The organism is Bacteroides intestinalis DSM 17393 (genome assembly GCF_000172175.1).
In the GTDB taxonomy this organism is placed as follows: domain Bacteria; phylum Bacteroidota; class Bacteroidia; order Bacteroidales; family Bacteroidaceae; genus Bacteroides; species Bacteroides intestinalis.
Genome location: NZ_ABJL02000008.1, coordinates 3,324,185 through 3,349,895 on the forward strand (window position 1 = coordinate 3,324,185; position 25,711 = coordinate 3,349,895).

The following is a 25,711-nucleotide window of genomic DNA, read 5'->3' on the forward strand; positions in this document are numbered from 1 at the left end:
ACTTACCAGCGGTTAATGATTTCAGACTCTTTAAAACGGAAATAGGCAACTATCCAGTTAAAGACGGCCATTGCGAAAAAGATTACCGTAGTTGAGAGTGTCATCGTTTCATCCGATACGGTCTGATTTACTCCACCACTGCGACCTTCAAATAGCATTTTCGCTAATACTGAGCCTATCGCTATATAAACTATAGCAATCACAACAATAGCTGAAAAAGTCTTCACAAATGAATTCTTTGGCCAAATGGAGCTACCCAAAACAAACAGGGACTGTGCAAAGAAATAAGCACTTACTCCCAACATGAAATAATTGCAATCATCGAAAACCGTCCAGAATTGTCCTTTTCCTACCAGATGGGAAAGCGGAGTAGAAGCAATAATGCCTTTCAACTCGGGATAACTAATCATATAAACTGTTACACGTGTCCAGTCCGCCAGTTTGAAAGCTATTAGAAATACGATAAGGAAACCGAAGGTAAATACCAGCCAACGTGAGAAAAACTTTTCGAACATTGTGGCAGGAATCATCAACATAGCTATCCGGCTCGTTTTAGTCTTCATGCGCTCCATTATAAACGAAGCACTCAAAAGCCCCATAATAACAAGTGCCCAGACGAAAGCTCCTAACTCAAAATTCCAGATAGGATCCTGAGTTACCCCTCTATTAATCAGACCTTCCGGATAATTATATTGAAAATATCCGTTCCATACGAAAGCAATCGCCATTATACCGTACATCATTACGAAGCGGAGCAAATTTGCCTTCCAACTCTCCACCATTTCTTTGCGACATAAGTTCACAAAACGGGGTGCACTAAAAAAGGTATCGCGTATCATTGTTCATTCTGTTTAGGGTGAAACATTCCTTTTATTTTCTCAGGGTCCGTAAGCGCAGCACCGAACAACAATTCAAGATTGATCTCCGACTCTTCATCATCCGTATTCGGCAACATCAAGAAATTACCCTGTATGGAAGGAAGCGTGTAAATTGCTGCTTCTGTCAATTCGCGGTCATCACTTTCAACGAAAAGAAACTTACTACAGATGTTGGCAGTGGATGCGTCAAGCAACACATGACTATTATCCATGATCACCACATGATCCAGTATCTTATCAATATCCCGCACCTGATGGGTAGAGATAATAATAGTTCTATCGTCCGACATGCCCGAAGCAATAAACTTACGGAACTGGCTCTTACCCGGAATATCAAGACCATTGGTCGGTTCATCCATAATCAACAGTGAGGTGTGGGTAGCCAATGCAAAGCTCATAAAGACTTTCTTCTTCTGCCCCATAGACAAGGCTCCCAGATCAATATCCTGCTCCATTTCAAAGTAATGCAAATATTTCACCATATCCTCCTTACTGAAACGGGGATAGAACTGACTATTCAGCTCCACGTAGCTAACTAAAGATATAGGAGGTAATTCAAATTCTTCGGGAACCAGGAACATATCCTGTAGTGTGATAGGCAACCGACGACGTACATCGGTATCATGGTACATTATTTTCCCACTCTTAGGAGTAAGCAAACCGCTCATCAGATAAAGCAGTGTAGATTTGCCGGCACCGTTCTTTCCCAGTAACCCGTATACCCTACCTCTCTCTAATGAGAGCGAAAAATCGTGCAGGACTTCTTTTTTCCCCCGACGATAACTGAACGAAATGTTTTCTACCTGTAGCATACTTATATGTTTTTATAGGTGGCAAGGAAATAAGATACAAGAAGAAGGCCTTGTCAACTGGTATCTGACACCTTGTTAATTCCAATATTAGTGTATTAGTTTATTAGTACGCCGCAAAGGTAGATAATCTTTTTAATAATCCAAGCGTTTACAGAAAAAAACATAAAAAAAGGAGGAGCTAAGAATCACTCTCCACTCCTCCCGACACGACAAACAACTAAAATTGTTGCTATTTGATGCCTTCCAACGCCTTTTTGGCAGTAGCATTGGTGGGGTCTATAGCCAGAATTTTATTCCAGAACTCTTTTGAAGTAGGATAGTCGCTCTTTAACAGATAGTAGTAGCCCAGATAACTGTAGCACTCTATCAACGCAGAGTTATACTTCGGTTCATTTTTACTCAGCAGCATGTCCATTACCTTTTCGTAATAAGGTTTCGCCAGCCCGTCAGTAGTTTCGGGGTCCATGGCAGAATTGGTCCGGGCACGCCACATTTCTCCCAGATAACTGTCGGGAGCTTGTTCGGAAACAAGGGTGAACACAGAGTCAGCAGACTGCAATGCCAGTTTACGGTCGGCAGGCTGCACGGCGAGCGAGTCCGAAGACGTGCCCTGTCCGTAATAAAGACGTCCTAACTGGAATAATGTTTCAGGAGTCTTCTTGTCTTTGGCTAATGCATCGTAATATTTACGGTACGCAGCAATAGCCTCTGCATAATTATTATTCATTTCATGGGCATCGGAGATTTCACGCCACAAGTCTACTTGCGTACCATCTTTCTCTAATGCTTTACCATATTCTATAATAGCTTCATCGTATTTCTTCAATGCACTCAGCAGAGCACCATAATAACGGTAATCCAAGTAAGAATAATCAGCACGGTCCGAAGCATTAAAGAAAGCATGAGCAGCCTTCTCCGCATCTTCATAGCGTTTCAGATCCGTATTGTTATACATGACAAGACGGTTGAAAGCAGCGTGACGGGCATTCTTCTGCAAACCTTTCTGAGCAACCTGTAATGACTTCTCAAAATCATGATTAAGGAACAGTGCAAAAGCATATTTCAGCATATCATCTTCCGTAGCAAGAGGCGTATCGATGAACTTAGCATACATTTCAGCAGCTTTGCCGAAACGATTGCTGGAATAGTATACCTCCGCCAGTTCCCTATCGGCTTCCAGACAATTCGGATCTACAGCTTTGAGTTGTTCCAACTTCTCAATAGCCAGTGCAGGACTGGCAGACTTATAAGCCTGTGCATACTTCAGATAAGCCTCCTTACAATTCGGGTCAAAATAGATGGCTTGCTCATAAAGCTGGCAAGCTTGCCCTATATTTTTTTGTGCAAGAGCAATATCACCCTCCAACACAGATACCTTGGGATCTTTATTATCGGCTTTCTTCGCCATTGCCAGGTATTCCTGAGCTTCGGTAAGCTTCCCGGCATCCAGATAAACATGGGCTACGGAAGTTACAAGATCCACATTCTTTTTGTTTTTCCCTTTCAGCAATTCCCCTACTTCTTCAGAAGCTTGTGCAGGATTTGTCTGAATCAGGCTTTTCATTTTATCTACCCCAGCCTGCCATTCAGGTACAGGCGTTTGTGCGGAAAGTGTGCCGGCCAACAGCAACGCTCCCATACTAAGAACTAACATCGTTTTCATAATAGCATTCATTTTAGTTATTTATCTTTTATATTCACCACCCGTACCGGTTGGGTAGCGGGTACTAATCCCGACTTTAAAATAATCCGCTGTCCCCGGTCGGATGCGAGGAAAGAAGCAAATCCCCACGGAAGTGCACTTCGCGGATCGTTCAACAGGGCATAGATGCTGCGTGTCAACGGATAATCACCGTAAAACAAATATGCCTGATAGGGTTTGAAACTGTTTTCCGGCGTTGCCTTGTCGGCAGCACTGACGGACATCACCCGTACTTCTTTGCTGAAGGAGAGTCCAGTACTGTCATTGCGGTCGCTCAGCCAATTCACGCCGATAATACCGATAGCATCAGGAGTCTTTGACACAAAGTCAATGACCTCTCTATTAGTCTTCAACGCCTTTATCTGGTCTGACAGTGGAGCACCCTTACAAATAGAATCTACAGCAAAACGAACGGTACTGGAATTCTTGTTATCAAATACCAGACGAATATCTTTCAGCTGAGATGCCGGATAAATTTCTCTCCATTGTGTGGTCTTTCCCGTCAGGATGTCGCGAATATCATTCACGGTAATTAGCGTATCAGGATTATCTTTATTGGTAATCAACGCTAACCCATCCGTAGCAATCTTTATCTCCTGCGGGAAGAACTTCCGGCTGTTGAAAGAGTTCATCTCCTCCGGTGTCAGTCTGCGGCTGGTGATTGCCAACCGCAGACTGTCCTTGAGCAATAGATTGACGGCTTCTACTTCCGTCACATAACGGGGCACAATTCCTGCCAAAGGAAATACACCTTCAAATACATCCACCTCTTCCTGCACGATAGGCTGGAAGCTTTCGTCCGCAGCAATTGCTATCACGCCGGAAGTGTACGTATCCGTCAGTCCGTCCTTGGACTTACTTTGGCAGGCAGACACTAGAATCAGTATCACCGCCAAACCTAAAAGTTGAAGTTGTTTCACCGTTTTCATGACACACACATTATTATTGCAACTTAAACACAACTGGTATTGTATACTTCACCGACACTGCTTTACCATTCTGCTTACCGGGAATCCACTTCGGCATAGACATGATCACGCGGACAGCTTCTTTGTCCAGATAAGGGTCTACACCTCTCAGTACATTCACATCACGTACACGTCCGTCGGCACCCACCACAAACTGGCAAGTTACACGGCCTTGTGTTCCGTTTTCCTGAGCGATAGTCGGATACTTCATGTTTTTGCTGATGAACTGCATCATCTCTGTCTGACCACCGGGGAACTGAGGCATTTGCTCTACCATATCGAAAACCTTTTCAGGTTCCGGTTCAGCCTGTGTTACCACTTGCTTCAGGTCGGCAATATCCTTACCATGCTCTTCGTCATTACCTTTCACGTCAGCGATAGAAATAGTCACCTTCGTTTCCGCCAATTCATGCTGGCTCTTAATTTCATCCTCATCTCTCACTTCCTCGTCTTTCTTGATGACGGGAGCCGTAAATTTGATAGAACTCTTCAGTGCAGGAGGCGGGGGAGCAACCGGCTCCACTCTTTTCATTTCTTCCTGCTTAATTTCCGGTTCTTCCAATTGAGATAAGGTAGTCACCTCAGTCATCACTTCTTTCTGTTTCGGCGTAGCCATCTTAATCAAGGTAGGGATACTGAATCCTACCAATGCGATGACGATCACCAGTATCACAGCAATGTTATGACGCTTCGGAGATTTCTCTCTTAACTGATAAGCACCATAGGCTTTATTCTTGCCACTGAATATCAGGTCACACCATTCCGAAGAACTTAAATCTACTTTAGCCATATTCTTACTTTTTTAGGTGTTACACATTATTCGGCAATGTTCTGCGACAATTCTCCCTTGCTATCATAGTTCTTTATCAGGAACTCATCGGCTTCGGCGATATCCGTAATCACATACTTACCTATATTACATATCTGCATTTCATCGAGTGCATCAATCAGATTCTTGTACGAAGCATCATCTGTGGCTTTGATAATTACGGTCGGAGTATCCTTTCCGCTCTTAATTTCACCCAGTTTCTTCGTAAATTCTTCCTCTGATATCTTAAGATCCAGTTTCTGCTGTTTCAAGTTATTCACTTCATTTACAGCAGCTCTATTACGTTGCAAAAGCATTGCTCTCAGACCGTCCGCTTGATAGGTTGTTTCCTTCAGCGAACTGTAGTCCTTATAGTTGGGCTCTCCATCGTAATAATACAATTTATTGTCACCTCCCAACAGTAATGTGATAGCTTGTGAAGCCTTCACTTTCGACTGCTGTTCTTCTGTGACGTTCTTATCATTGCTCGGCATGCTTATCTCCATAGTCTGAGGTTTACTCAGTGAAGTACAAAGCATAAAGAAGGTAATCAGCAACATATTCATGTCCACCATCGGTGTAAAGTCCACCCTGACGGTCATTTTCTTTTGCTTATTTTTTCCGCCTTTTTTCTTATTGCCGCTTTCTTGTATTTCAGCCATAATATTTCCTTTCTGTTAGTCTTCAGAAGTAGTCTTCAGAGAAGTAATCAGGTTATACCGGTTCTCTCTGAGGTCCTGAAGTGAGTTCATCACATTCTTGATTACGGAATAAGGAGTATTGGCATCCGCCTTGATGGCGATACGTAAATCTTTGTTCGTAGCACGGGCATTACGTACCCAAGCTTTAAACTGATTATCGATACTGTCGGTAGGTATCCCCTCATTCTTTAACACAGCGTCTTGCTGATCCTGCGGCAAATCGAGGTACTTCTTCATACTCTTCATCGGCACTCCGAAAGTAGATGCCAATGAGAATTTCTTAGTTTCCTCCGGAGTGAAAGTCACCCCATATTCTTGCCCCATTGCTTCCAGCACCTCGCGCAAGTCAGACTGTTTGTCCAGACTCATAAACACTTTTCCGTCCGGATCGACCAATATCTGCAGGATATTCGTTTCCGGGATCTTAATCTCGGATACGGAAGCCGGAGTGGTAACTTGTACCGGCTCTTTCTTCACGAACGTAGACGTCAGCATGAAGAATGTCAGCAGCAATACAGTTACGTCACTCATCGCCGTCATGTCGATGAACGTACTTTTCTTTTTTATTTTCGCTCTACCCATAATTGTAGTATTTTAAAAGGGTTCGACCGATCTATTTATGCGTAGCTGCAAATGTCTGCACAATAGAGAAACCAACCTCGTCAAGGCTGTAAGTTAACTTATCAATCTTATTGGTATAATAGTTATAGGAGATAACGGCCAATGCACCGGTTAAGATACCGAAAGCAGTATTAATCAAAGCCTCGGAAATACCTTGTGACAATGCCATTGAGTCAGCAGAACCTCCGGCAGCCAAAGCGGCAAACGAACGGATCATACCGATAACTGTACCAAGCAATCCCATCAATGTACCCAGAGTAGTGATAGTACCGATAATAGGTAAATTCTGCTCCATCATTGGCAATTCCAGTGCAGTAGCTTCTTCCAGCTCTTTCTGGATAGCAAGCAACTTCTGGTCTTTGGCAAGAGTCGTATCATTTTCCATTTCAGCATACTTCTTCAGAGTAGCATTTACTACATTAGCAACAGAACCACGTTGATTGTCACAAAGTTCCTGAGCCTTCTTCATATCGCCAGCAGCCAGAGCAGCTTTAATGTTAGCAACGAATTTAGCCAATGAACCTTTACCGAAAGCAGCACCAATTGCAATGTAGCGTTCAATACTCAGTGCGATAACAGTCAGCAAGAGAGTCTGAATAACCGGAACGATGAATCCACCTTTATAGATAGTACCGAGGAAGTTCCCTGGCAGCGGATGATTGTTCGGGTCATTGTTCATAAAGTTAGAGGGATTTCCCAACACAAAGTGAAAAATAAGCACGGCAACGATAAAGCAAATTACGATTACCCAACCGGCTGATTTGATGCCTTTAAAAGAGGCAGATTTCTTTTGAATAGTTTCCATGATGAAAAATTTAAATGGGTTTGTATTAAAATTGATTTTTAAAAATTATGCGCATGGATATAGTTCTCCCCTTCACAGCATGAACACGCCGCTAACACCCGTATAACCCACCCCAAGACATAGGGTTGTAAAAGGTCACCTACTTTCAGCCATATTTAGGGAAAGGAGTAAAGGGAAAAAGGAAAAACTAATAAAAGGAAGTTTAAATCACAATCCGCCGCAAAGTATAGATGTAGTATTCACTACTAAAAGAAGTGTAATGCGGATCTTTATCTGAATAGTATAATTTAGATTGATCGTGTACCAATAAGTTATGGTGAGATGAAATTAACAGAATCCCCTTCATAAAAGATGCAGTTTCAACAGCTCTGCGAAAACGATAGGGATTAAAAGAATATCTTTCAGAGATAGGTTTGTTTCCAAGTTCTGCATCCGTAGTCCACATAAACTTGGAATTAGTAAATAAGCTTCGTGTATTATTAGCGACATTATCTGAAGAAGCATTCTTTAATGATGATGAAGAAGTACTCACCTCACATGTAGATGCTGCTTTATCAACCATCCCCGTAAAGTTGACGGCTCTGCTACTGAGACTATAGGTCACCATAAGTAGCACAAATACCAAGAATGTCTTTACAGTTGTTCTCATGTCGCTTTCAATTCTATTAGTAACAACAGCTAATGACTGTTTTTTGTTTTACTAAAATCGAATTTTCTTTTAATAAAAAAATAATGTTCAGTAAATAAAGGATTTATAGTACCTTTTAAGACGAAGTAAAGGTACGAATAAAACACCAAATACGAAAGCAAAGATAAGATATAATTTCTTGATTTTAAGTAGTTTTAATCATTAATTCCGAACTATAATCAGGTGCTATTACAAGATAATACAACAATGCATATTCTATTATAAGTATGCAATTAAAATGTAAAAACAGCACTAAATATTCTTTCCATCAGTACACAAAAGATAGGGGAGTAGGTGAGAAAAAGGTTCCTTATTCTTATTATTAATAGGCAGTATATTGTTTACCTGCCACCTCTTCCTGCAGGTACTCTTCCTCCAGGAGGAGGAGAATTGAATAGAACAGTAGAGGGTAAATACAAAAAGCCCCCATATCTTTCGATATGGAGGCTTTCCTGAAAAACGGCAACTACCTACTCTCCCACTTGACGCAGTACCATCGGCGTGATCAGGCTTAACTTCTCTGTTCGGAATGGGAAGAGGTGGAACCCTGATGCTATAGTCACCTGAATAAGTCAGACACGATGTAAAAAGTAAAGTCAGAAAACTGAACGTATATATCCGCCATACAAGGCAAGAACCAAAAGTGAACGGGCAATTAGTAATGCTCGGCTATGATGTTACCACCTGTACACCTGCATCCTATCAACGTCATCGTCTTTGACGACCCTAAGAAATCTAATCTTGTGGCTGGCTTCGTACTTAGATGCTTTCAGCACTTATCCAATCCCGACTTAGATACCCAGCAATGCACCTGGCGGCACAACTGGTAAACCAGAGGTCAGTCCAACACGGTCCTCTCGTACTAGTGTCAGAGCCACGCAAATTTCATACGCCCACGATAGATAGAGACCGAACTGTCTCACGACGTTCTGAACCCAGCTCGCGTGCCACTTTAATGGGCGAACAGCCCAACCCTTGGGACCTTCTCCAGCCCCAGGATGTGACGAGCCGACATCGAGGTGCCAAACCCCTCCGTCGATATGAGCTCTTGGGAGGGATCAGCCTGTTATCCCCGGAGTACCTTTTATCCTTTGAGCGATGTCCTTTCCATACAGAAACACCGGATCACTATGCTCTAGTTTCCTACCTGATCGACTTGTAAGTCTCCCAGTCAAGCGCCCTTATGCCATTACACTCTGCCGACGGTTACCAATCGTCGTGAGGGCACCTTTAGAAGCCTCCGTTACGTTTTTGGAGGCGACCACCCCAGTCAAACTACCCACCAAACAGTGTCCTCGTATCACGAGTTAGAACTCAAATAACCAAAGGGCCGTATTTCAACAGCGGCTCCACAAATACTGGCGTACCTGCTTCAAAGCCTCCGGCCTATCCTACACATCAATTACCCAAATTCAATGTTAAGCTATAGTAAAGGTTCACGGGGTCTTTTCGTCCCATCGCGGGTAATCGGCATCTTCACCGATACTACAATTTCACTGAGCTCACGGTTGAGACAGTGTCCAGATCATTACACCATTCGTGCAGGTCGGAACTTACCCGACAAGGAATTTCGCTACCTTAGGACCGTTATAGTTACGGCCGCCGTTTACTGGGGCTTCAATTCAATGCTTCTCTTGCGATGACATCTCCTCTTAACCTTCCAGCACCGGGCAGGTGTCAGGCTGTATACTTCATCTTTCAATTTTGCACAGCCCTGTGTTTTTGTTAAACAGTTGCCTGGACCGATTCTCTGCGCCCCACCTTACAGTGGGGACCCTTTATCCCGAAGTTACAGGGTCAATTTGCCTAGTTCCTTAACCGTGAATCACTCAAGCGCCTTAGTATATTCAACCCGACTACGTGTGTCCGTTTACGGTACGGGTACCTTAAAGATTAAGTTTAGCGGATTTTCTTGGGAGTATGATTACATGCGCTATTGGATTGTTCCGAAGAACGCTCCATACTATCAGGTTCGACTCTCGGAGCGGATTTGCCTACCCCGATCAACATCTACACCCTTCAACGGACTATTCCGTCAGTCCGCGGCACTGTCACGCCTCCGTCTCCACGTCACTCTTTAAGGTAGTACAGGAATATTAACCTGTTCTGCCATCGGCCTCACCGTTCGGCTGAGCCTTAGGACCCGACTAACCCTGATCCGATTAGCGTTGATCAGGAAACCTTAGTCTTTCGGCGAGGGGGTTTCTCACCCCCTTTATCGTTACTTATACCTACATTTGCTTTTCCACACGCTCCAGCAAAGCTCACGCTTCACCTTCGACGCGGAGTGGAATGCTCCCCTACCGATGTATTAAACATCCCATAGCTTCGGTAAACCACTTATGCCCGATTATTATCCACGCCAAACTCCTCGACTAGTGAGCTGTTACGCACTCTTTAAATGAATGGCTGCTTCCAAGCCAACATCCTAGCTGTCTTAGCAATCTGACTTCGTTAGATCAACTTAGTGGTTATTTCGGGACCTTAGCTGATGGTCCGGATTGTTCTCCTTTAGGACATGGACCTTAGCACCCATGCCCTCACTCCTGATATAGAACTAATACGCATTCGGAGTTTGTCAAGACTTGATAGGCGGCGAAGCCCTCGCATCTTATCAGTCGCTCTACCTCATATTAGTATAAATCAAGGCTGCACCTAAATGCATTTCGGGGAGTACGAGCTATCTCCAAGTTTGATTAGCCTTTCACCCCCACCCTCAGCTCATCCGGAAGCTTTTCAACGCTTATCGGTTCGGTCCTCCAGACAGTGTTACCTGTCCTTCAACCTGGCCAAGGGTAGATCACTTGGTTTCGCGTCTACTCCTTCCGACTATCCGCCCTGTTCAGACTCGCTTTCGCTTCGGCTGCGGATCTCAAGATCCTTAACCTTGCCGGAAAAAGTAACTCGTAGGTTCATTATGCAAAAGGCACGCCGTCACAGCATAAAGCTGCTCCGACCGCTTGTAGGCGCATGGTTTCAGGGACTATTTCACTCTTCTGTTCGAAGTGCTTTTCACCTTTCCTTCACAGTACTGGTTCGCTATCGGTCTCTCGGGAGTATTTAGCCTTACCGGATGGTCCCGGCAGATTCACGCAAGATTTCTCGTGTCCCGCGCTACTCAGGATACCACTAGGGTTAAGTTAGCTTCGTATACCGGGTTATCACCGTCTATGACTGAACTTTCCAGATCATTCTACTCACTAACTGTCGTCCCACGACGTGGTCCTACAACCCCATACATGCCGTAACACATATGGTTTGGGCTGTTCCCCGTTCGCTCGCCACTACTAGGGGAATCATTATTTATTTTCTCTTCCTACAGGTACTAAGATGTTTCAGTTCCCTGCGTTTGCCTCCTACTTAGTAGGATAATACCTCTTCAAGATATTGGGTTGTCCCATTCGGAAATCCGCGGATCAAAGGTCATTTGCACCTACCCGCGGCTTATCGCAGCTTATCACGTCCTTCATCGCCTCCGAGAGCCAAGGCATCCGCCATGCGCCCTTGCTTACTTTTAGTCTTACCTAGCCGTATGGCTCGATATATACTTTCAGCTTGTTATAACTTTACTTTTTTTGTACATCATGTCAAAGATCGTTTACCTGTAAAAGGTAGAGTGGAGAATAACGGATTCGAACCGTTGACCCCCTGCGTGCAAAGCAGGTGCTCTAGCCAGCTGAGCTAATCCCCCGAAGTAAGCAACCAACAGATTGCCAACTGCGTAGTCCCAGGCAGAGTTGAACTGCCGACCTCTACATTATCAGTGTAGCGCTCTAACCAACTGAGCTATAGGACTGTCAGTCAAACCCTAGCCTTGCGGCTCGGCTTCTTCTTTCTCATTTTATATGTTTAAATAAACAATTACTCGTAGTCCAAGAGGTTCTTATGGTAGCATGACTTAAAGAACCAACTTTTTTAATATAATACTTGGCTTGCGCCTCATTATACTCTGAGCGTCGCTCCAGAAAGGAGGTGTTCCAGCCGCACCTTCCGGTACGGCTACCTTGTTACGACTTAGCCCCAATTACCAGTTTTACCCTAGGACGCTCCTTGCGGTTACGTACTTCAGGTACCCCCGGCTTTCATGGCTTGACGGGCGGTGTGTACAAGGCCCGGGAACGTATTCACCGCGCCGTGGCTGATGCGCGATTACTAGCGAATCCAGCTTCATGGAGTCGGGTTGCAGACTCCAATCCGAACTGAGAGAGGCTTTTGGGATTAGCATCACATCGCTGTGTAGCTGCCTTCTGTACCCCCCATTGTAACACGTGTGTAGCCCCGGACGTAAGGGCCGTGCTGATTTGACGTCATCCCCACCTTCCTCACATCTTACGACGGCAGTCTCTCTAGAGTCCTCAGCATGACCTGTTAGTAACTAAAGATAAGGGTTGCGCTCGTTATGGCACTTAAGCCGACACCTCACGGCACGAGCTGACGACAACCATGCAGCACCTTCACAACTGCCCGAAGGAAGATCTGTTTCCAAATCCGTCAGTTGCAATTTAAGCCCGGGTAAGGTTCCTCGCGTATCATCGAATTAAACCACATGTTCCTCCGCTTGTGCGGGCCCCCGTCAATTCCTTTGAGTTTCACCGTTGCCGGCGTACTCCCCAGGTGGAATACTTAATGCTTTCGCTTGGCCGCTTGCTGTATATCGCAAACAGCGAGTATTCATCGTTTACTGTGTGGACTACCAGGGTATCTAATCCTGTTTGATACCCACACTTTCGAGCATCAGCGTCAGTTACAGTCCAGTAAGCTGCCTTCGCAATCGGAGTTCTTCGTGATATCTAAGCATTTCACCGCTACACCACGAATTCCGCCTACCTCTGCTGCACTCAAGACTACCAGTATCAACTGCAATTTTACGGTTGAGCCGCAAACTTTCACAACTGACTTAATAATCCGCCTACGCTCCCTTTAAACCCAATAAATCCGGATAACGCTTGGATCCTCCGTATTACCGCGGCTGCTGGCACGGAGTTAGCCGATCCTTATTCGTATGGTACATACAAAAAGCCACACGTGGCTCACTTTATTCCCATATAAAAGAAGTTTACAACCCATAGGGCAGTCATCCTTCACGCTACTTGGCTGGTTCAGACTCTCGTCCATTGACCAATATTCCTCACTGCTGCCTCCCGTAGGAGTTTGGACCGTGTCTCAGTTCCAATGTGGGGGACCTTCCTCTCAGAACCCCTATCCATCGATGTCTTGGTGGGCCGTTACCCCGCCAACAAACTAATGGAACGCATCCCCATCGATTATCGAAATTCTTTAATAACAAGAAGATGCCTTCTCGTTATGCTATCCAGTATTAATCTTTCTTTCGAAAGGCTATCCCGGAATAATCGGCAGGTTGGATACGTGTTACTCACCCGTGCGCCGGTCGCCATCAACCTATTGCTAGGTCATGCTGCCCCTCGACTTGCATGTGTTAAGCCTGTAGCTAGCGTTCATCCTGAGCCAGGATCAAACTCTTCATTGTAAAAGTATTGTTAGTCGGTATTGCTACCGATTCTTGCTCTGTTCAGGACGCTCGGTCTATTAAAAGTTTTCAAATTACCTATATATATAAGTTACTTGACGGTTCTTTTTTTATACCCAAGATTACTCCAAAAATGCAGTAACCTTGCTCTTGTACTACTTGTATTGTTTATGTAAATTCTTCAAAGATCGCTTCTTTTTTAAACTGATTTTCTTTTCAGAAAGCGGATGCAAAGGTAAGAACTTTTAAGCATATACTCCAAATAATTTCGGAAGTTTTTTTTCTTTTTTCTTTTTCTCGTCGTCTCTCTTTGCGAAAGGGAGGTAAAAGAAGAAGAGAAAGGAGTTCTTAGCAAACCGGTTTCTTAATCAGCAAGTCAATCGTCGATTGCATTCCTTTCGGAAAGCGGGTGCAAAGGTAAGAACTTTATCACATAACCTCCAAATGTTTCGGAAGTTTTTTTTCAAATTTCTTTTCGACTGCCGCATTCTTGGTTGGAATTAAGGCAAAAGGAAAGAAAAACGTCAGAGTTCTTACGCCGTTTCTGTCAGAATGTCAATTGCAAGGCTTTCCGTCTCTTGGAAAGCGGGTGCAAAAGTAGCGCATATATCCATTCAATCCAAATATATCTATCATTTTTTCACAAGTTTTTTGAAACTAATTTGTAACTCGTTGATTGATAAGGATGTTGTAGAACATATTTTTAAAAGGAGGTGTGGGCGGGCACGGAAGGATATACATTATATATATACGTGCACGCGAGAAAGAGGAATTGAGATAGCCTACACCGGAGAAGCTCTAACGCAAGTGCTCCGTGGTTAAATCATATTTCGTATCAACGATAAGCCGCAATGCAAAGATTTGCCCCACGAGACCGTTCTTTTCGTCTCGTGGAAGGATGTTTGTCATCCCACGGGGCGAGGTGGTGCCGTCCCGTGAGACGGATTTCGTCACTTCACGAGGCCGCTTTGCTTCGAAGCCGGGGAAGAATCCATTGCTTCGTCCGGTCGTTCCAGATAGCATTGTCTTCCGGGCGGGGAGGTGCTTCGTCGGGGATGGGGCAACCCATGTAGGTGCGCTGCCCACCGATACGCTTCTCGAAGCGGTAAGGGTCGAGTGAATGGCTCTGCTCGGCAGCCTCCAGCTTCAAAAGCTCTGCATGCAGGAAGGCTGAGGTACGGCTGCCGGGAACCGTGAAATTAGCAAAATACTGGTGTACGTCACTGCTGTTCAGCAAGGACGGCCCTTTGTCGTAGAGCAGGATGTGCTGCTTGAAAAAGCCTACGGCCTCTTTGAAGTGACGGTTCAACAAACCACCATAGCCGGATTTCATGCAGGCGATTTCCGCCCAACTGCTTTCCAGGCACAGCCCGTCCACCAATTCCTGCCAGGGACGAATGGCGCGAAGAGGACTACCGCCGGAAAAAGGAGCAACGGAAGCATTGGTGGAGACACCGGTATCGGCAGGGACACTGGTATCATTACGATCAACAGCAGCAGATATTTCTTTTTCTTTTGCTGCTGTTGTTATTATATCTCTTATATTCTCTTTTTGCTGTAGATTTTCATTCGATAAGCCACTGATATTCGGAGTATTGCAATTTATTTCAGATTCATTTCCATCGCGATTTTTGTCCATTGTCTGCCTGTTTTTCGTCGAAAAGACGGCATTTTTGCCCGGTTTTACATCATTGTCCGGGTACTTTTTGCCATTTTGCCCACTGTTTTCCGCTATGTTTTCTTCTGCTTTTTGCGGTTCTACAACGCATTTCGTATTGAGCTGCACAGGTGAAAAACAACTGTCGGTGACGGTGAACAAACCGAAATCCGTAACGATCTTCATCATATAAGGATAGGTAAAATTACGAGTGGCAAAAGGTTTCAGGTATTTCAGCTCCGCTTCCATATCAGGCAGCAGGCTCAGCTTTTCCATTATATACCAGTAGGCGCCGTAAGCCTTGCCGCCTTCCTGACGGAGCATGTTCTGGATGCGGGGATCATTGAAAGCCATAATCTCATGTTTAAGGTAAAAGTGCTTATTCATTTCTGCTTAATTCTGTTTTAAATAATTTATCTTTTTGACTCTGCAAAGATCCGACATATATACCAATATACCAAAAACGACTTTTCGCGAAAAAAGCCGTTTTGTATTATTTGGAAATCAAAAAAGGAAACAGAAATCAGTCCTTCGGATACAACTCGATTTGCACCATGAACAACTGTTTTTCAACGCTTTAATGCTTATCACATGTCTACTTCCATCCGCATCCATGAAATCTATAAGCAGATGCAGGGTATTGGCAAGTGCGCGAAATCCATACAGTCTTGCTCCCTCATTGTTGCTGACCAGCAGATGCACTAATGGGGTCAAGAAAGGTATACGCTCTTCATATTCCACACGTAAACAACTGTGACACTGCAACAAGCACTCCATTGCTCAATTCAAGTCTTCATTCTCTTTCTCAAAACAATATGGAAACCTTTACCACAAAAATACTTTACCTTCCAAATAGGGCTTTTTTAGCCATAATCGTACTATTTGAAAACTGTTTATTTATGATATGATAACATATCGAATGCAAACAATGTTTTTAAAACTCAAAAACGATAGCGCAATGCTTCGTCATAAACCCGCATTTTTCCAACGTTCTTCGCGAAACGATATTATCAGCGGCACAACCCGCAATGGGAGTATATCCCGCTTTCAAGCATGTTTCCTTCAGATGTGAAATTATGAGCGTAGCATACCCTTGCCTGCGAAATACCGGATTCACCCACATTCCTACATCTAAAATTTCTTTGTCCGGAAGGACACGGATAAGATATCCACACCCCCAGAAGCACTCCATCCTTTTCGTACATAAGTATCATCCGGATACGGAACATCACTTTACCAAGTCGATGTAATCTCCATATCCTTCCACCTTCATTTTATCTTTAGGAATAAAGCGCAACGAAGCACTGTTGATGCAATAGCGTAAACCGCCTTTATCCGCTGGACCATCTGTAAAGACATGCCCTAAGTGGGCATCGCCTGCAGCACTCCGGACCTCTGTACGCACCATGCCATGGGATGTATCCATTTTCTCTTGAATAAGTTTACGGTCAATCGGCTTTGAGAAACTGGGCCAACCACAACCGGAATCAAACTTATCAGTTGAAACAAACAAAGGCTCACCCGTAGTGATGTCTACATAAATGCCGGGACGGTGTTCATCCCAATAATCATTATGAAAAGCCAGCTCGGTTGCATTCTTTTGAGTCACGGCATATTGTTCCGGAGTAAGTTTGGAACGTAAGGCCGCATCATCCGGTTTACTATAAGCGGGGGCAGATTTCTTCTGCATTTTAGCCTTACGTGCCAAGTCGAATAACTCAGGATGGATATGGCAATACCCACCCGGATTCTTATCCAGATAATCCTGATGATATTCTTCTGCCGGATAAAAGTTCTCCAAAGGCTTCATTTCTACTGCCAGCGGACGGGTATAAGTTGCAGCCAAACGGTGTACCGTTTCCTGAATGACCGATAAATCTGCCGGATCGGTGTAATAGATGCCTGTACGATATTGAGTACCCCTATCATTACCTTGCTTGTTTACACTGGTAGGGTCGATGGTTTTGAAATAAAGATCTATAAGAAAAGGCAGGTCCACTTTCACGGGATCATACTGCACTTTCACGGTTTCTGCAAAATCGGTAGTTCCGGTACATACCTGTTTATAAGTCGGATTGGCAATATTGCCGTTTGCATAACCTACTTGCGTTGCCTCTACGCCATCAATCAGTTTCAGAAAGTGTTCGGTTCCCCAGAAACAGCCTCCTGCCAAATAAATTTCCTTAGTTGATTTCATATCTTCTTTCTTTTCTGTCTGCCCAGCGCGGTTATTGGCACAAGCCAGACAACTCGTTAACAATATAAAAACAAATATGAGTTGTTTCATATCTTCAGTTCTCCAACAAATCTTATGTTATTGATATATTGAATATATAACAATCAAACCGGTAGGATAGTTGAACGCAGGGGACTACAAAATCACATTACCCGTATTCTCTTCTATAAGAGAGGGGCGATCCGGCTCATAATTTATTTCTGCCTTACGGGCCTGCGAATGCTGAAACTGCCGGGCCACTTTAAACTCCTTTCCTTCTTTCAGTAAAAAAGAGCCTGTTTGTTTGAACCAGAAGCCTACATTGGCATCTATGCATTGGCGACGAATCTCCAAAACCCAGTCATAATCGCATATACGGGCATCCCGACCGGATTCTCCTCCAGCCACAACCTGCTCAACCCATTCACCTAACTCTCCCCTGAAATCTATCCGACTGAGAAGAGGTTCACAAATAATGATTTTATGCTTTATGGGAGCTGCCTTATAAATAGGCAGGCGATAGTCAATCCGATCCTGATTTTCCATCGTACAACAGATCGTTACATTATCATATCCTTCTCCCCAATCAGGAGGTAAACAATCCTTCAGCCGGTCAATGCGTTTAGTGATAAAAAGGAAATGAAGATCTTGCCTCAACCGCATCATCTCCCATGCTTCAGGACGCCATACGTCAGCATCTTCTACCAGAAAATCAGAAGTAAAACAAGTATAGACCAGATTACCGGAAGGTATCTTGTATGTTTTATTTTTCTTCTGTTGTATGGGTAGATTGAACTTTTCCGTCTTTGTTACAACAGAACTATCTTTACCATATTTACCATCCGTACGATAAACATAGCAATGCTGACACCCTGTACTAAACTTATGACAACCGTGCCAAGGATTCCACATCGACGTCTTTACACCTATTCGCAACATCTGCTTTTACCACTTTTCATCTACTTGAAAGAAACCGGAACCTCGCAATATGATATAAAAAACCTTACCCTCTACAATTCGTCCGCTCACTGAATGCACTAAAGTATGCTTCATCAGTTCATTCATACTGCCTATATTGACTGCGGTATAATTTTCATTTTCTGATAAAATGTTTATTGTCTCCATAGCTCTATGCTTTTATTGTTACTTTCACAAAAGTATGCAAAGAAATCGTATCTTTGAGACGGAATAAGATGAAAAAAGAGTAAAATCATGAATATTGAAGAATATCGGGAATATTGTTTAAGTATCAAAGGGGTAACAGAGAGTTTTCCCTTTGACGAGCATACACTTGTCTATAAAATCATGGATAAGATGTTTACTTTTGCCCCATTGAATCCTAAAGGGGGACGTTTCTGGGCGGATACGAAATGCGATACCGCCAGATCGGCAGAACTGATGGAGCAGTATAACGGTATTTCATTCGGCCCCTACTCCGATAAGAAATACTGGATTACCATCTACCTAGAGAGTGATGTGCCGGACAGTCTTATAAAGGAATTAATCAATCATTCCATAGAAGAGGTGGTAAAGAAACTGCCTAAGAAGAAGCAGGAAGAATATTATACCACATTAAAATAATGGGGTCCATAACTACAATTGCTCCTTGTGGTATCAATTGCACGTTATGCCACGCCTTTCAGGACGTAAAAAAGAAGTGCCCCGGTTGCAGAAGTAAAATTGGGGTAATTCGTAAAAGTTGTCTGAACTGCGCTATATCCAACTGTGATAAGAAAACAAATTACTGTTTTGAATGCATGGAATACCCCTGCAAGCAACTGAAATATTTAGACAAACAGTACCAGCTAAGATATAAGATGAATATTCTTGAAAACCTCGATTACATCAGGCAGAAAGGAGAAGAAGCATTCATTGTCAGCCAAAACGAGAAATATACTTGTCCGGATTGCGGCAAACTAAGAACCGTACATTATGATTATTGCATCTATTGCAAACAGGAAAAGAAGAAATAGCCTTCTATCTTCTCCGTTATCTTGACACACCTGTGGCAAAAAGTTCAGAGGATATCCCCCTTGTGGAGCATATCCTCTGTTGATATCAGAAATCAAACTTTTCGAGCTTCATGGAAGCCAATCCCTGTATTTTGGGAACCAACGTCACGAAATGTTCCGCTTTCTCATGGGCAGATAACGATTCTGCATCCTGCCATGTTTCGCAAATCATCAGGACATCATTACGGGTAGCGCTTTCAAAAACATCATAGGCAATGCAGCCTTTGTCTTTCAAAGAAGATGCTACCAACTCTTTTGCAGCTTCCAACACCGCAGCACGGTTACTTTCGCTTACTTGAATAAAAACATTCAGTCTAATCATATTTGTAGAATTTTAAAAGTACGCTGCAAATGTAAACAGAAAAGTCGGAACTCTGATTCACTTGTCTGCATAAATACCGATGCGGTTGCCTTCCGAATCGGCAAATACTGCAAAATAACCTTTGCCATCGGCTTCTATCTTCGTGCAGGGAATGAGCACTTTCCCGCCCTTCTGCAACACACGTTCAAGGGTAGTTGCTATGTTATCCGTATTGAAATGGATAAGTACACCTTTCTCAGAAGGCTGAAAATCGGGCAGGAGGTCAAAAGATTGTGAGATGGCTCCTACAGTCTCACCGTCTTCGGTGAAGCATGCCATCTTCTCCTGTTCACACTCAAAGACCGGAAGTTTCATGTTCAGCACGGTTTCATAAAAATCTACAGCCCGACGGAAGTCTGTAGCCGGAATCTCAAAAAATGCAATCAACTTTTTCATTTTGGTTTCTTTTTTAAGGGTTATTACTATGCCTTTGCAAAGACAGGACAAAAGTAGGGCAAGACGAGAAACCTCCATAGAAGAAAACGGACATCTTTAGAGAGAAGAAAAAAAGTGTCTTTAGAGAGTGGAAAAATAATCGGAAACGGGAGCGCATACAGACAAGTATTCCGCAGGGGTGTAACCGGAGAAGAGTTTAAACTCTTTAATCATGTGCGACTGGTCGGAGAAGCCACATTCATAGGCCACTTGCGCGAAAGGTGAACCAGGATTCTGTTGCAGGACGTATAAGGCGCGCTGCATACGCACGATGCGAAGAAAATCTTTGGGGGTGGTACCGATATAATCGGTAAAGACACGGCCGAACTGCTTGGTGCTGAGACAAGCCACATCGGAAAGTTGCAAGGTGTTTACCTGCGGATGAAGATTGATTTCGTCCAGAACAGTCGATAACCGTTTCAGGTTATATTCGGAACCGGAGGCCAGGCGACGGAAAAAGAATTGTTCAATCAGCCAGATGCACTGGTCGTTATCCGGAGTATCTGTTATCCGGTAGGATAAATCGGAAAGCTCCCTGTCTTCCACTTCATCCGTAGAAACATTCTGCCCGTTGAAAAGATGCAGGGGAATTTGCAGAAAGACTTTTGCCGCATAGGGCTGAAAGACAACCGTTATCATTTCTATAACTCCTGTCGACACGACGTCGGAGAAACCGAAAGACTGGCCGCTAATAAAGGATTGCGGTTGCAACCGCGACTCTTGTAGGCACATCAAGCGTTTGCCTTTATGAAATACCAGTTGCACACAGCCGACGGGCAAGGTACGTTCCAATACCGGCAAAGCGGCATCATCCCGCAATATCCAGTAGTAACGGATATAGGGAGACAATGCAGGAGCTGGTTTTACGATACGGAAAGTTTGCATAGTGCAAATATACGGGATTTGATTATTGCGGCAAAGGTAGGCAAAGGGGGTTGGAGGGAATAGTAAAAATGGGACATTGTTTGAGAGAATCTATCCGTTTGCGGCACTCTTTTTAACCGCAGCCTATCAGTCTCCCCATCTCTTATGGTATTCCTTATAGCGTTCATAAATATCCAATGAATATTTATCTCCTGATATAAACTCGTTTGAAAAGAATTCTTCTTCTACCGCCGCATAGTTGCCGCAGCAGTAAGGATCTACCAGACCGGTATCATACATGGCTTTTATCTCCGGTAATAGTTCCTTAGCCTTGATATCCAGCAAATCACTAACCAACATTCCCACCAAAGTACCATCGCAATAGATATTGCCAGCAAGATTTTCTGTATAAAAGAGGAGAACCTGACGGAACCATTCAATAACTTCCTTCCTGCGTTCGGGCTGCAAACGGGCTATAAGTGCCACTGCCGTGGGCACGTAGCAACGGGCAAAGGTGTACAGTCCCGGTTCCTTCATATATTCCATCAGTTGCAGCAGACGATTCTGTCCCAACAAATAAAGAGTGGCAATAAAAACCTCGGCACCTGTATCTCCGAAATAATAATCATAAAATTCCTCTCTTTGTCTCAGCATTTCAAGTATTACGTACAAACTATCTTCCGCCCCCAGTTCTGCCAAGAAGAAGGATGCATGCATCAGAATATCAGGAGAACGCTCCTCACGACGCTCTTCCGATATTTCTTCACAGGTGCAACCGACTTCAAACAGTGCCATTTGCTCTATATCACGAATCAGAGATTCGCGAGGCAGTGACAATATATCACGGATTGTTGCATCAGCAAGCAAACAACTGTCACTATCATAAAATAGCGTAATCAGTTGTGCATTCTGAACCTCCAATACTGCGGGATAAGCAGGATGGGCATAAGAATAAGAAGTGACAGGTATCCGTTGCTGTTCTTCCACCATTGTTTGCATCCGGCCAAGTGCTTCCAGCATAGTGTTGACAGCATCACTATCCAAGGAGTCTTCATCGTATTCTTCATATTCATCATATTCATCTTCCTCCTCTTCATCTTCTTTTTTTAGCACATATGAAAAATCATCTCCCAGATTCTTCTTCATCACCGGAAGCAACGTGTTGACTTGAAAGCGGCTCGTTGCCACCAGAAAGTGTTTGCCATCTTTCCCGAATTCATACTCTATCAGAGGTATCTCATCCGTATCTTCCTCCAGAATATACTGCGTCAACTTAAAAGAAGAATGCGGACCGAGTCCGGCTTCTTCAGCAAAAGCCACAGCGCCGTAAATCAGATTATGCAATTCCTCATAACTGATCGGATTCATTTCCAAGGTAGCACAACCTTCCTCTAACATCTCTCTATATTCATATTCCGGCACATTGAAGTGATATAAAGAATCGGTCAATCCACAACAGAAAGTATCGAACATATAAATGCCCAATGTATAATTACCGTTTTTATGCTGTCGTGCTACAATTGCCGTCCCGAGACCACACTTGTCCCAACCATCCGTTATCCAACACTCAACTATCGGAAGCAGACGCGCCTTTTCCTTAATGTATCGTTCCGGTGATAAAGCCTGCTGTTGAGGCACCTTTTTTTTCTTTGCCATATTCTTCCGTTCATTAGTAGTTTTACAACACGAAACAAAGATAATTCTAATATCATAGATTTACTGATTTTTCATCAAATAATATATGTTTTAATGCCTTGAAACAGCTAACTTTGCAAGCTCAAACAAATTGTTTGGAAAAATAAACGACACTATTATATAATCATGTGTAAAACAAGCAGCGAACTTAAAAAGCAAATAGAGGATCTTATTGAAGACCACAAAGAGCGAATTGAATATCTCAACGAAGTAACGACATTAATAATCGAATATATTAATCTCAAAATTACTCCTTACTCACTCAGCGATACAGGAGAAAGTGGTGTAAAAAATCTTATCGACAAGTTCCCAGTTCATCAACTCTTAGATGGCATCGATGAAGCATTTACTAAAAATGTAAATTTCGACAAAAACGGAATCATAAAGGAAAGCGTTGAAATATTCCTCGACAAAATGCCGAACTTTATTGCAGTAATGGGAATGACACCCGTCAGAAAGAAAATATTATATATCAGGGGAATTGCCCGAAACAGATTTACCTACTGGGATGATGAAAAGGGCACCATACTACTGGAAGATTATGTGAAAGCTTTAGAAGATAATGGTTGGTCTGTCCAACAGATACTGAAAGACTTAGAAAATGAAATGCAGGTACGAACGAAAAGAGCTAAGAACTGGTCGGAATGGAAAAACTTAATCGAAGGCTGGACGAACGATATTAATCACTGGGAAAAGGCAAAAAAAACGGATGAGAACATCCCAACAGTAATTGAGAACTCTTATCCTCAGTTGACGGAGGAAGAGATTGATAATTTCGCTGAACACAATATAAACAGCATGATAGATAAAATAAACGTGTTGTTGTATCTATGCAAGGCCTATCCTAACTTTGATATGGAAACTTATAAAAATGAATTAAAAGAGTTCGTTATCAGCTTCATTAACAAGCAACAAAAAGATTACCGCGATCATTCAAAAAGCATTATTTCCTATGATAAAGAATATATAAACTCCTTTCTCGAAGGTAGCTCTATCTTTAGCTACTTATGGAGAAAAATGCCCAAAGAGGTCGGTGACGACAACGTACTCCCCAGTAGTTCCTTGATGTTCATATCTTATATATATTCCCAGTATATCCTATCAAATATTTTGAGCAGTATCTACTATACAGAGGAGTTCAATGGCAATGATTGCGATGCATTATTAAAAGTCTCAAAAAAACACTTCGAAGAGATGGTATGGTAGAAGCCCGCTCTGAACACCTTATAGTGACAACCACCCGCCACTATTTATTATTCACCCCATACCCGAACAAAGCGAAGTCTCCGAAACAGGGATCATCCGGAAATACTTCCGCCAATGCGGCAGTTATCCTTTGTGCGTTCTTCAAAGAAAAGGTTTCCGTCTCGGTCAGTTCCAGCAAGCGGGCTACACGGCAGACGTGTGTATCCAAAGGAATAATCAATTCCCGGCAATCAAAACTGTCCCAAATACCGAAATCAACTTCCGGTCCTCTCCGTATCATCCAGCGCAAGAACATATTCAGTTTCTTCTGCGGACTTTTGGACGAAACTTCCAGAAACCGGCAAAGCTTCTCCATCGGTTTTCCCGGATATACCAGCAATGCATCTTCCAGACTGTCATAACCCGAATAAGCCGTATGCAGGCGTTCAAAATAAGAATGGAAGTCCGCATACGAAAGCATCCGGTAAAAACTACGCCGCTCTTCCACAGGGAAATCCTTCTCCCACCGACGCGAAAGAACATATTGATAAGGAGACGCCCCCATGCACGTATGCAATTCTTCTGCTTTCCTCAGAATCTGCCTGCGGTTGCCAAAACTCATGATGGCGGTCAGCAGTCCGCTGATTTCTATATCCTGCTTCAGCGTATAGCGATGGGGAAACTGTACCGGGTCATTCTGAATAAAATCGGCACAATGATAGGTCGCAGCCCACTCTTGTAGTTTCTTTTTTATATCTTTGGTCATTTCTTTAAGATCAGGAGGATGCAAAGATAATGCAAATCGAATGCAGAACTTTCATGCTTGCATGAAAAAGTTATGCTGAGATGCCGCTTATCTTAATTCTAAAGATATTGGATTTATAGCAACTTTGGACAAGTCCCCTATTCTATTTCCCCTTATTTTTGCATCGTGAAATTCAATAAAGAACCAATGGAACATAGCAAGAAGACAACGCGTGAAGAGTATCAGAAGTGTGTAAATGCAGTGGTGGACTACATCAATCTCCATCTTGGAGAAGAGATAGATTTGAAATCGTTGGCCAAGATTTCTCATTTCTCTCCGTTCTACTTCCACCGCATCATGAAAGCATTTCTGGGTGAGCCCATCGGGACGTTCATAGTCCGGACACGAACTGAAGCTGCCGCCCGCCTGTTGCGCTATTCGGATTTGCCGATAGCGGACATTGCTTATCGCATCGGGTATTCCTCACCGTCATCGCTGTCGAAAGTATTCAAACAGTTCTACGGAATTTCACCTAATGAGTATCGTAACAATAAAAACTTTGTAATTATGAAACCAGCAATTATCAGACCCGATTTAGAGTTAAAGAAAGAAATAAGAGAAGTGCCCGCCAGAAATGTGATCTATATCCGCTTGTTCGGAGATTATAAACTGAATGATTACGGTGGCACATGGATGCGTTTGTTCCAGTTCATCAAGGAGGAAAAGCTACCGATGGGCGATATGTCTCCGTACTGCATCTATCACGATGATCCGAAGGTGACGCCTGCCGATAAATTGCGCACTGACGTCTGTATGGTGATGCCTATCGCCGTAACTCCGAAAGGTGATATCGGCTTCAAGCAATTGCCAGCCGGACGCTATGCAGTGTTTACCTATAAAGGCTCTTATGAACATCTGCAAAGCGTATACGACACGATTTACGGTAAGTTTATCCCTGAAATGGAATGTACGTTGAGAGATGAATCGAGCGCAGAACGTTATTTGAATGATCCGTGCGAGACGAAACCTGAGGATTTGTTGACGGAGATTTATATTCCGGTGGAATAAGCG

At 43.4% G+C, this 25,711-nt stretch carries 23 protein-coding genes, 2 tRNA genes, 3 rRNA genes and 1 pseudogene; 5 read left to right on the plus strand and 24 right to left on the minus strand.

Annotation, left to right across the window (positions count from 1 at the left end; translation table 11 throughout):
- Positions 1-2: 2 nt before the first annotated feature.
- The 19 genes from BACINT_RS22645 to BACINT_RS22740 form a co-directional block, all read right to left on the minus strand.
- Positions 3-839, minus strand: coding sequence for a hypothetical protein (locus BACINT_RS22645; protein ID WP_007667655.1), 837 nt, complete (start codon positions 837-839; stop codon positions 3-5).
- Positions 836-1,690: an ABC transporter ATP-binding protein gene (locus tag BACINT_RS22650; protein ID WP_007667660.1), complete on the minus strand. Its 855-nt coding sequence runs from the start codon at positions 1,688-1,690 to the stop codon at positions 836-838. The genes BACINT_RS22645 and BACINT_RS22650 overlap by 4 nt, the downstream gene beginning before the upstream one ends.
- A 229-nt stretch (positions 1,691-1,919) precedes the next feature.
- Positions 1,920-3,365, minus strand: a complete 1,446-nt coding sequence (locus tag BACINT_RS22655; RefSeq protein ID WP_007667662.1) for a tetratricopeptide repeat protein — start codon at positions 3,363-3,365, stop codon at positions 1,920-1,922.
- A 5-nt stretch (positions 3,366-3,370) separates the two neighbouring features.
- Entirely contained in the window at positions 3,371-4,321 is a 951-nt protein-coding gene (locus BACINT_RS22660) for a PstS family phosphate ABC transporter substrate-binding protein (protein WP_007667665.1), read from the minus strand.
- Between the two features lie 13 nt (positions 4,322-4,334).
- The gene (locus BACINT_RS22665) at positions 4,335-5,150 is read right to left on the minus strand and encodes an energy transducer TonB (protein WP_007667667.1); all 816 of its coding nucleotides are present in this window, start codon (positions 5,148-5,150) and stop codon (positions 4,335-4,337) included.
- Positions 5,151-5,176: 26 nt separating this feature from the next.
- Complete coding sequence (locus BACINT_RS22670) at positions 5,177-5,833, minus strand: ExbD/TolR family protein (protein ID WP_085930034.1); 657 nt, start codon at positions 5,831-5,833, stop codon at positions 5,177-5,179.
- A 12-nt stretch (positions 5,834-5,845) separates the two neighbouring features.
- Positions 5,846-6,451, minus strand: a complete 606-nt coding sequence (locus tag BACINT_RS22675; protein WP_007667672.1) for an ExbD/TolR family protein — start codon at positions 6,449-6,451, stop codon at positions 5,846-5,848.
- Positions 6,452-6,482: 31 nt separating this feature from the next.
- Positions 6,483-7,295, minus strand: a complete 813-nt coding sequence (locus tag BACINT_RS22680; RefSeq protein WP_007667673.1) for a MotA/TolQ/ExbB proton channel family protein — start codon at positions 7,293-7,295, stop codon at positions 6,483-6,485.
- A 202-nt stretch (positions 7,296-7,497) separates the two neighbouring features.
- Positions 7,498-7,944 (minus strand): hypothetical protein, encoded by a 447-nt coding sequence (locus BACINT_RS22685; RefSeq protein ID WP_044155171.1) that lies wholly within the window; start codon positions 7,942-7,944, stop codon positions 7,498-7,500.
- Between the two features lie 496 nt (positions 7,945-8,440).
- Positions 8,441-8,550, minus strand: a 5S ribosomal RNA gene (rrf, locus tag BACINT_RS22690).
- A 68-nt stretch (positions 8,551-8,618) separates the two neighbouring features.
- A 23S ribosomal RNA gene (locus BACINT_RS22695) occupies positions 8,619-11,501 on the minus strand.
- A gap of 99 nt (positions 11,502-11,600) precedes the next feature.
- A tRNA-Ala gene (locus tag BACINT_RS22700) sits at positions 11,601-11,674 on the minus strand.
- Between the two features lie 31 nt (positions 11,675-11,705).
- Positions 11,706-11,779 (minus strand) — tRNA-Ile (locus BACINT_RS22705).
- 169 nt (positions 11,780-11,948) lie between these two features.
- Positions 11,949-13,471, minus strand: a 16S ribosomal RNA gene (locus BACINT_RS22710).
- The 16S, 23S and 5S rRNA genes sit together here with 2 tRNA genes alongside, the layout of an rRNA operon.
- A gap of 955 nt (positions 13,472-14,426) precedes the next feature.
- Positions 14,427-15,482: a DUF7833 domain-containing protein gene (locus BACINT_RS22720; protein WP_232288783.1), complete on the minus strand. Its 1,056-nt coding sequence runs from the start codon at positions 15,480-15,482 to the stop codon at positions 14,427-14,429.
- Positions 15,483-16,062: 580 nt separating this feature from the next.
- On the minus strand, positions 16,063-16,320 hold the full coding sequence (locus BACINT_RS24870) for a GNAT family N-acetyltransferase (RefSeq protein WP_007667679.1): 258 nt from the start codon (positions 16,318-16,320) through the stop codon (positions 16,063-16,065).
- A gap of 36 nt (positions 16,321-16,356) precedes the next feature.
- Positions 16,357-17,415, minus strand: a complete 1,059-nt coding sequence (gene msrB / locus BACINT_RS22730; protein ID WP_007667682.1) for a peptide-methionine (R)-S-oxide reductase MsrB — start codon at positions 17,413-17,415, stop codon at positions 16,357-16,359.
- 84 nt (positions 17,416-17,499) lie between these two features.
- Complete coding sequence (locus BACINT_RS22735) at positions 17,500-18,273, minus strand: DUF5131 family protein (protein WP_044155436.1); 774 nt, start codon at positions 18,271-18,273, stop codon at positions 17,500-17,502.
- 15 nt (positions 18,274-18,288) lie between these two features.
- Positions 18,289-18,468, minus strand: a complete 180-nt coding sequence (locus tag BACINT_RS22740; RefSeq protein WP_007667688.1) for a hypothetical protein — start codon at positions 18,466-18,468, stop codon at positions 18,289-18,291.
- 87 nt (positions 18,469-18,555) lie between these two features.
- Between BACINT_RS22740 and BACINT_RS22745 the strand changes: the two genes are divergently transcribed.
- The 3 genes and pseudogenes from BACINT_RS22745 (at position 18,556) to BACINT_RS24695 (ending at position 19,316) form a co-directional block, all read left to right on the plus strand.
- Positions 18,556-18,924 (plus strand): MmcQ/YjbR family DNA-binding protein, encoded by a 369-nt coding sequence (locus tag BACINT_RS22745; RefSeq protein ID WP_007667691.1) that lies wholly within the window; start codon positions 18,556-18,558, stop codon positions 18,922-18,924.
- Positions 18,924-19,115 (plus strand): annotated as a pseudogene (locus tag BACINT_RS24690) (DUF3795 domain-containing protein); the annotation flags it as partial. The gene BACINT_RS22745 and the pseudogene BACINT_RS24690, both read left to right, overlap by 1 nt.
- 45 nt (positions 19,116-19,160) lie before the next feature.
- Entirely contained in the window at positions 19,161-19,316 is a 156-nt protein-coding gene (locus BACINT_RS24695; protein ID WP_227073330.1) for a hypothetical protein, read from the plus strand.
- A gap of 85 nt (positions 19,317-19,401) precedes the next feature.
- On the opposite strand, the gene BACINT_RS22755 is transcribed toward BACINT_RS24695, so the two are convergent.
- From BACINT_RS22755 to BACINT_RS22770, 4 genes are all read right to left on the minus strand, one after another.
- On the minus strand, positions 19,402-19,677 hold the full coding sequence (locus BACINT_RS22755) for a putative quinol monooxygenase (RefSeq protein WP_007667714.1): 276 nt from the start codon (positions 19,675-19,677) through the stop codon (positions 19,402-19,404).
- A gap of 57 nt (positions 19,678-19,734) precedes the next feature.
- The gene (locus BACINT_RS22760; protein ID WP_021968346.1) at positions 19,735-20,112 is read right to left on the minus strand and encodes a VOC family protein; all 378 of its coding nucleotides are present in this window, start codon (positions 20,110-20,112) and stop codon (positions 19,735-19,737) included.
- A gap of 120 nt (positions 20,113-20,232) precedes the next feature.
- Positions 20,233-21,036 carry an AraC family transcriptional regulator gene (locus BACINT_RS22765; RefSeq protein ID WP_007667720.1) on the minus strand — a complete coding sequence of 268 codons (804 nt, stop codon included), beginning with the start codon at positions 21,034-21,036 and terminating at the stop codon, positions 20,233-20,235.
- A gap of 126 nt (positions 21,037-21,162) precedes the next feature.
- On the minus strand, positions 21,163-22,671 hold the full coding sequence (locus tag BACINT_RS22770; RefSeq protein WP_007667730.1) for a DUF1186 domain-containing protein: 1,509 nt from the start codon (positions 22,669-22,671) through the stop codon (positions 21,163-21,165).
- Positions 22,672-22,836: 165 nt separating this feature from the next.
- Here BACINT_RS22770 and BACINT_RS22775 point away from each other — a divergent pair, with 165 nt between their 5' ends.
- Positions 22,837-23,916 carry a hypothetical protein gene (locus BACINT_RS22775; RefSeq protein WP_007667733.1) on the plus strand — a complete coding sequence of 360 codons (1,080 nt, stop codon included), beginning with the start codon at positions 22,837-22,839 and terminating at the stop codon, positions 23,914-23,916.
- Positions 23,917-23,956: 40 nt separating this feature from the next.
- Here the strand turns inward: BACINT_RS22775 and BACINT_RS22780 are convergent, their stop codons facing one another.
- Complete coding sequence (locus BACINT_RS22780) at positions 23,957-24,661, minus strand: TIGR02757 family protein (RefSeq protein ID WP_007667735.1); 705 nt, start codon at positions 24,659-24,661, stop codon at positions 23,957-23,959.
- 186 nt (positions 24,662-24,847) lie between these two features.
- On the opposite strand from BACINT_RS22780, the gene BACINT_RS22785 reads away from it, so the two are divergent.
- Positions 24,848-25,708, plus strand: a complete 861-nt coding sequence (locus tag BACINT_RS22785; protein WP_021968349.1) for an AraC family transcriptional regulator — start codon at positions 24,848-24,850, stop codon at positions 25,706-25,708.
- Positions 25,709-25,711: the final 3 nt, after the last annotated feature.

Excerpts from the sequence above, each read along its gene's own strand:
- BACINT_RS22645 (WP_007667655.1), bottom strand. The coding sequence starts at position 839 with ATGATACGCGATACCTTTTTTAGTGCACCCCGTTTTGTGAACTTATGT.
- BACINT_RS22650 (WP_007667660.1), bottom strand. The coding sequence starts at position 1,690 with ATGCTACAGGTAGAAAACATTTCGTTCAGTTATCGTCGGGGGAAAAAA.
- BACINT_RS22655 (WP_007667662.1), bottom strand. The coding sequence starts at position 3,365 with ATGAATGCTATTATGAAAACGATGTTAGTTCTTAGTATGGGAGCGTTG.
- BACINT_RS22660 (WP_007667665.1), bottom strand. The coding sequence starts at position 4,321 with ATGAAAACGGTGAAACAACTTCAACTTTTAGGTTTGGCGGTGATACTG.
- BACINT_RS22665 (WP_007667667.1), bottom strand. The coding sequence starts at position 5,150 with ATGGCTAAAGTAGATTTAAGTTCTTCGGAATGGTGTGACCTGATATTC.
- BACINT_RS22675 (WP_007667672.1), bottom strand. The coding sequence starts at position 6,451 with ATGGGTAGAGCGAAAATAAAAAAGAAAAGTACGTTCATCGACATGACG.
- BACINT_RS22680 (WP_007667673.1), bottom strand. The coding sequence starts at position 7,295 with ATGGAAACTATTCAAAAGAAATCTGCCTCTTTTAAAGGCATCAAATCA.
- BACINT_RS22685 (WP_044155171.1), bottom strand. The coding sequence starts at position 7,944 with ATGAGAACAACTGTAAAGACATTCTTGGTATTTGTGCTACTTATGGTG.
- BACINT_RS22720 (WP_232288783.1), bottom strand. The coding sequence starts at position 15,482 with ATGGCTTTCAATGATCCCCGCATCCAGAACATGCTCCGTCAGGAAGGC.
- BACINT_RS24870 (WP_007667679.1), bottom strand. The coding sequence starts at position 16,320 with ATGGAGTGCTTCTGGGGGTGTGGATATCTTATCCGTGTCCTTCCGGAC.
- msrB (WP_007667682.1), bottom strand. The coding sequence starts at position 17,415 with ATGAAACAACTCATATTTGTTTTTATATTGTTAACGAGTTGTCTGGCT.
- BACINT_RS22740 (WP_007667688.1), bottom strand. The coding sequence starts at position 18,468 with ATGGAGACAATAAACATTTTATCAGAAAATGAAAATTATACCGCAGTC.
- BACINT_RS22745 (WP_007667691.1), top strand. The coding sequence starts at position 18,556 with ATGAATATTGAAGAATATCGGGAATATTGTTTAAGTATCAAAGGGGTA.
- BACINT_RS24695 (WP_227073330.1), top strand. The coding sequence starts at position 19,161 with ATGAATATTCTTGAAAACCTCGATTACATCAGGCAGAAAGGAGAAGAA.
- BACINT_RS22755 (WP_007667714.1), bottom strand. The coding sequence starts at position 19,677 with ATGATTAGACTGAATGTTTTTATTCAAGTAAGCGAAAGTAACCGTGCT.
- BACINT_RS22760 (WP_021968346.1), bottom strand. The coding sequence starts at position 20,112 with ATGAAAAAGTTGATTGCATTTTTTGAGATTCCGGCTACAGACTTCCGT.
- BACINT_RS22765 (WP_007667720.1), bottom strand. The coding sequence starts at position 21,036 with ATGCAAACTTTCCGTATCGTAAAACCAGCTCCTGCATTGTCTCCCTAT.
- BACINT_RS22770 (WP_007667730.1), bottom strand. The coding sequence starts at position 22,671 with ATGGCAAAGAAAAAAAAGGTGCCTCAACAGCAGGCTTTATCACCGGAA.
- BACINT_RS22775 (WP_007667733.1), top strand. The coding sequence starts at position 22,837 with ATGTGTAAAACAAGCAGCGAACTTAAAAAGCAAATAGAGGATCTTATT.
- BACINT_RS22780 (WP_007667735.1), bottom strand. The coding sequence starts at position 24,661 with ATGACCAAAGATATAAAAAAGAAACTACAAGAGTGGGCTGCGACCTAT.
- BACINT_RS22785 (WP_021968349.1), top strand. The coding sequence starts at position 24,848 with ATGGAACATAGCAAGAAGACAACGCGTGAAGAGTATCAGAAGTGTGTA.